The sequence below is a fragment of the Tabrizicola sp. genome, assembly GCF_036781545.1.
GTDB lineage: Bacteria > Pseudomonadota > Alphaproteobacteria > Rhodobacterales > Rhodobacteraceae > Tabrizicola.
Window position 1 is genome coordinate 1 of the sequence record NZ_DAIQAT010000195.1, and the last position, 5,932, is coordinate 5,932.

Sequence of the window (5,932 nt, forward strand, 5' to 3'; positions counted from 1 at the left end):
ACGCGGCCCTCGACCAGTCGATCCGCGACCGCCTGCTGCCGGGCTCGCGCTACGAGGGCGGAGCGAACGTGCTGGTGTTCGCGTCGTCCGAAGTGGCCTCGGGCGTGCGCAACATCCTGAAGGTCAAGGCGGGAGGGCTGGAGGTCGGGCCGATCCTGATGGGCATGGGCAACAAGGCGCATGTGGTGACCCCGGCGATCACGGCGCGGGGGTTGCTGAACATGTCCGCCATCGCCGGGACGCCCGTGGCGCATTATGGGTGACGGGCCCTACACCGCGTCACAGCGACGATGGGCTATCCTGCTTTCCGCTGTCCTGGGATGGCTAGGTGTCATGGCATGGGAAATCGTCAGGCATGGCGCCCCACCTGACACTTCGAAATTCTTCATTTTCGCCCTCGCTCTCTTTCCCCTAGCCCTATTGGCTTGCTGGCTGCTCGGTGGACCGATCCTGTCCGACCTGATGCGCAACCCGGTAAGTTGGAGAGGTGCGGTTGCGAGCGGCGCGATGGTAGCCGCGACGATGGCATTGCTGGCCGGGCTTCTTGTTGGAAGTATCAGCCTCTCTGGGAATGTAGGGCTAAGTCAGAGCAACGAGGCGTTCCTGAGTGGTGGACTGCCGACGTCAGAAGGTTGGCGATCAGCAGCCTCATACCTTGTGTTCTTTATCGCTCTTGGATCTGTGGTCGGACTACTGGTTCGTCTCATCATTGGACCGGGTCGAACCGGCAAGTGATTCTTCCCATTTTGCAAAATCCATGATGCTTGCCTCAGCTGCTCTCAGAAGAAGCCAATTTTGCAAATCTTCCCACCTCCAACCGGCAAATTCTGCAAATCTGTCGCAGGCTGTTGCCGGTAACACCGTTGCGCGACCGGCATCCCATGGCATACCACCGGCGCGAGGAGACATCGGCGGGGGGAGATCGCGATGGGCTACGCACAGATCTACAAAAGCTGGCAGGACGACCCGGAAGGCTTCTGGTTGACCGCCGCGAACGGCATCGACTGGGTGACGAAGCCGACCCGCGCGCTCGACGCCTCTCGCGCGCCGCTTTACGAATGGTTCACCGACGCGACCGTCAACACCTGCTGGAACGCCGTCGACCGCCATGTCGTCGCGGGCCGGGGCAAGCAGCCCGCCATCATCCATGACAGCCCGGTGACGGGGACGAAGCATGTCATCACCTATGCCGAATTGCAGGACCGCGTCGCCCGTCTGGCCGGGGCGCTGAAGGCCAAGGGCGTCCAGAAGGGCGACCGCGTCATCATCTACATGCCCATGGTCCCCGAGGCGCTGGAGGCGATGCTCGCCTGCGCCCGGCTGGGGGCGATCCATTCCGTCGTCTTCGGCGGCTTCGCGGCGCATGAACTTGCCGTCCGCATCGACGACTGCACCCCCAAGGCGATCATCGCCGCCTCCTGCGGGATCGAACCCTTGCGCGTGGTTCATTACAAGCCGCTCCTCGACGCCGCCATCGAGATGGCCGACCACAAGCCAGACTTCTGCGTGATCTTCCAGCGCGAGCAGGAGGTGGCGAAGCTCACCCCCGGCCGCGATGTCGCCTGGCACGAGTTCCAGTATGGCGTCACCCCTGCCGACTGCGTGCCGGTCGAGGGCAACCACCCAGCCTATATCCTTTATACCTCCGGCACCACCGGGGCGCCGAAGGGCGTGGTCCGTCCCACCGCCGGGCATCTGGTGGCGCTGAACTGGACCATGCGCGCGATCTACAACGTGGGCGCGGGCGACGTGTTCTGGGCGGCCAGTGACGTGGGCTGGGTCGTCGGCCACAGCTACATCTGCTATGCCCCGCTGATCGCGGGCTGCACCACGGTCGTCTACGAGGGCAAGCCCGTCGGCACGCCCGATGCCGCCGCCTTCTGGCGCGTCATCGCCGAGCACAAGGTCAAAAGCTTCTTCACCGCCCCCACCGCGCTGCGCGCCATCAAGCGCGAGGACCCGGAAGGCAAGCTTGTCCCGGACCTCCCCGGCCTCCAGGCGCTTTACCTGGCAGGCGAGCGCGCCGATCCCGACACGATCCACTGGGCGCAGAAGCACCTGAACGTGCCCGTGATCGACCACTGGTGGCAGACCGAAACCGGCTTTGCCATTGCCGCGAACCCCTTGGGGATCGAACAACTTCCGGTCAAGATCGGCAGCCCCTCTGTCGCCATGCCCGGCTATGACGTGCAGGTGCTGGACGAAGGCGGCCACCCGGTTTCGCCCGGAACCCTTGGCGCCATCGCCGTCAGGCTGCCCCTGCCCCCCGGCACGCTGCCAACGCTCTGGAACGCCGAGGATCGCTTCCTGAAAAGCTACCTCAACCACTTCCCCGGCTACTACGAGACTGGCGACGCGGGCTATGTCGACGCCGACGGCTATCTCTACATCATGGCCCGCACCGACGACGTGATCAACGTCGCGGGCCACCGCCTTTCGACCGGCGCGATGGAGGAAGTGCTGGCCAGCCACAAGGATGTGGCCGAATGTGCGGTGATCGGCGTGGCGGACGAGCTGAAAGGCCAGTCGCCGCTGGGCTTCCTCTGCCTCAACAAGGGGTCGAACCGGCCCCATGCCGAGGTGGTGCAGGAATGTGTGAAGCTGGTGCGCGACCAGATCGGCCCGGTCGCCGATTTCAAGCGCGCGGTGGTGGTGGACCGCCTGCCCAAGACCCGCTCCGGCAAGATCCTGCGCGGGACCATGGTCAAGATCGCCGACAGCCAGCCGTGGAAGATGCCGGCGACCATCGACGATCCCGTCATCCTGGACGAGATCACCACCGCCCTGCAAAGCCTGGGCCTCGCCCGGTGACGCGGCACTGGACAGGGCGCGGAACCTGAGGCAATCTTTGCATTATGCAAAGATTCCCGCAGACCGCACCCTGACCGGATGACGCTCCCCGACACCGCGCCCGAGGATCCGATGCAGGGTCCGCTGCAAGACCTGCGCCGCGCGGTCCAGGCGCTGCGCCCGTATCTTGAAACCGCTGACCAGAAGGCCGAACTTTACGTGATCGAGGATGCTCTTGCCCGGCTGATGGCGCCCCGCGCCCCGGCGTCGCCGCTTGGTGACTTCGACCCCTCACGCCTCGGCCATCTCCTTGACATCACCGGCCCCGAACTTGCCGTCGAACTTCTGGCCCGGCTGACCGAGGACCTGATCGCCACCCAGGACCTGCTGGAAACCGGCGCCCTCCAGTCCGACTGGAAGCGCCTGCGCGAAGGCAGCCATGTGCTGATCTCGCTTGCCGGCTCGGTCGGCGCGCTGTCCTTGCAGGCGATGTCGGAAAACCTGAACGCCATCGCCCACCGCCAGGACCGCGACGCACTGGATGCGCTGATGCCACCCCTGGCAGGCGAGCTTGTCACCCTGATCCAGTTGATCCGCGCCACCCGGCCGCCTTTTGGTAACGCCTGATGAAATCCTCCACCTTGCTCTCCCGCCCCTCGGTGCTGCTGGTCGAAGACACGCTCTCGCTGCAGATGGTCTACCGCTCGATCCTCGCCACCGCGGGCCACCGCGTCGCCACCGCGGCCAGCGCCGCCGAGGGGCTGGAACAGTTCCGCCTTCACCGCCCGATGGTCGTCCTCCTCGACCTCATCCTGCCCGACCGCGACGGGCTGGAGGTGATGCAGGAAATCCAGGCGCTGCAGCCCGAGACCCGGGTCATCGCCATCACCGCCAACGGCTCGGTCAACCGCGCGGTCGAGGCGATGCGGGCCGGCGCGCATGATTTCCTGGTCAAGCCTTTCGACGAGGGCAAGTTCCTCTCGGCCGTGCAGAACGCGCTGGCCGAAGCCAACCCGCGCGAGGCGCCGAAACCCGCCGATCCCTTGGCCCCCGCCACCCGCAGCCGCGACGCCGGGCAGATCGCCGAAAGCTCGGGCTTCATCGGCTCGTCCGACGCGATGAAGCGCATCCACGGCACGATCGCCTCGGTCGCCCGCTCGATGGCCACCGTCTTCATCACCGGCGAAAGCGGCACCGGGAAAGAGCTTTGCGCGCTGGCCGTCCATGCCAATTCCAACCGCGCGACCGGCCCCTTCATCGCGCTGAACTGCGGGGCGATCCCGCAGGACCTGCTGGAAAGCGAAGTCTTCGGCCACATGAAAGGCAGCTTCACCGGCGCCATCTCGGACAAGCCCGGCGCGGCCGCGGCGGCGGATGGCGGCACGCTCTTCCTCGACGAGATCTGCGAGATGGCCCCGGCGCTGCAGACCAAGCTTTTGCGCTTCCTGCAGACCTCCACCGTCCAGCCGGTCGGGGCCACGCGCCCCCGCAAGGTCAACGTCCGCATCGTCTGCGCCACCAACCGCGACCCGCTGGATGCCGTTCGCCGCGGGCATTTCCGCGAGGACCTGTATTACCGTCTCTACGTCGTGCCGATCCACATGCCGCCCTTGCGCGACCGCGGTCAGGACGTCATCGAGATCGCCGAGGCGGCGCTCGCCCGCTTCGCCCAGGAAGAGGGCCGCCAGTTCCACGGCCTCGACCCGTCGGTGCGCAGCCTGATGCAGGCGCTGCCCTGGCCCGGCAACGTGCGCCAGCTGCTGAACGTCATGCGCAACGTGGTGGTGCTGAACCAGGGCGGCTGGGTCACGCCCCAGATGCTGCCCCCCGGCCTTGCCGAGGAAGAACTGTTGCCCGAACCGCCCGCGCCCCCTGCGCCGGGCATCGAGATCCTGACCGCCGACTCGCTCCTCGGCCTCTCGCTCGCCGAGGCCGAGCGCCGGTTGATCGAGGCGACGCTGACGCTGCACGGCGGCTCAATCCCCAAGGCCGCGCGGGTGCTCGACGTCTCGCCCTCCACCCTCTACCGCAAGATCGAGGCCTGGAGCGCCAAGGCCAGCTGACCGCTCCCCGACAGCTTCGTCTCACGACGACGACGTCGCACGGGGAGCAAGCCGCCCCTCAGACGAACTGCTCGCCGATCAGCCGTTCCTCCAGCCCGTGGCCGGGGTCGAACAGCAGCCGGTGGCTCACGCTTTCCTCCGACCGCACCTCGACGCTGATCACGTCCCGGGTCGAGGACCGGCTGTCGGCATCCGCCATCACCGGCCGCTTCTCGCCCTCGACCACATCGAAGCGCACCACCGCCGTCCGGGGCAGAAGCGCGCCCCGCCAGCGTCGGGGCCGGAAGGCCGACATCGCCGTCAGCGCCAGCACATCCGACCCGATGGGCAGGATCGGCCCGTGGGCGGAATAGTTGTAGGCCGTCGATCCCGCCGGTGTGGCGACCAGCGCCCCGTCGCAGACCAGTTCCTCCAGCCGCACCCGTCCGTCGACCGAGACCCGCAGCTTCACCGCCTGCGGCCCCTGGCGCAGCAGCGAGACCTCGTTGATCGCCAGCGCCTCGGTCACCTTCCCCTTCGCATTCTCCGCCCGCATCGCCAGGGGATTGATCACCGTCTCCTCCGCCGCCTTGAGCCGCGCAGGCAGGTCCTCCAGCGCATAGACGTTCATCAGGAAGCCGATGGTGCCGCAGTTCATCCCGTAGACCGGCAGCCGCCGCCCATGCGCCGCGTGCAGCGTCTGCAGCATGAACCCGTCACCGCCCAGCGCCACGATGACCTCGGCCCGCCGCGCATCCGCCTGCCCATAGGCCGCCGTCAGCGCCCGGAACGCCGCCACCGCCGCCGGGGCCTTCGAGGCCGTGAACCGGATCCGCTCCCGCTGCATGTGCTGGCCACCCCGCTGTTGTGCGGCCAGTCTTGGCCGCCCGGCCCGGCAAACTCAACCCCCGTCCGCCTGCCCGCCCTCTTCCGATTTCGCGCGCAAGACGGAACCTGTCGCTTTCTTGCCTTTCCCGTCCCGAATGGCTGGTCTAAATACCCCGCAACTTCTCCCCACGCTTCCCCTTGCCACGAGGACCTGACGCATGCCCGCCTCCCCCCGCGACTCTGGTTTTTTCACGGAAAGCTTGTCCTCGCGC

6 protein-coding genes are annotated in these 5,932 nt (G+C 67.1%); 5 read left to right on the forward strand and 1 reads right to left on the reverse strand.

From position 1 onward, the window contains the following. The 5 genes from V7Q39_RS18760 to V7Q39_RS18780 form a co-directional block, all read left to right on the forward strand. A partial coding sequence (locus V7Q39_RS18760) for a phosphate acyltransferase (RefSeq protein ID WP_333818138.1) occupies positions 1-263 on the forward strand: 263 nt, incomplete at its 5' end. Positions 264-333: 70 nt separating this feature from the next. Further along, positions 334-735 (forward strand): hypothetical protein, encoded by a 402-nt coding sequence (locus V7Q39_RS18765; RefSeq protein WP_333818139.1) that lies wholly within the window; start codon positions 334-336, stop codon positions 733-735. Between the two features lie 192 nt (positions 736-927). Further along, complete coding sequence (locus V7Q39_RS18770) at positions 928-2,811, forward strand: propionyl-CoA synthetase (RefSeq protein WP_333818140.1); 1,884 nt, start codon at positions 928-930, stop codon at positions 2,809-2,811. 78 nt (positions 2,812-2,889) lie between these two features. Beyond that, a complete protein-coding gene (locus V7Q39_RS18775; protein WP_333818141.1) occupies positions 2,890-3,417 on the forward strand; it encodes a hypothetical protein in 528 nt (175 codons plus the stop codon). Continuing rightward, on the forward strand, positions 3,417-4,853 hold the full coding sequence (locus V7Q39_RS18780; protein ID WP_333818142.1) for a sigma-54-dependent transcriptional regulator: 1,437 nt from the start codon (positions 3,417-3,419) through the stop codon (positions 4,851-4,853). Before V7Q39_RS18775 ends, V7Q39_RS18780 begins: the two co-directional genes overlap by 1 nt. Positions 4,854-4,911: 58 nt before the next feature. Here the strand turns inward: V7Q39_RS18780 and V7Q39_RS18785 are convergent, their stop codons facing one another. After that, the gene (locus V7Q39_RS18785) at positions 4,912-5,679 is read right to left on the reverse strand and encodes an NAD kinase (RefSeq protein ID WP_333818143.1); all 768 of its coding nucleotides are present in this window, start codon (positions 5,677-5,679) and stop codon (positions 4,912-4,914) included. Positions 5,680-5,932: the final 253 nt, after the last annotated feature.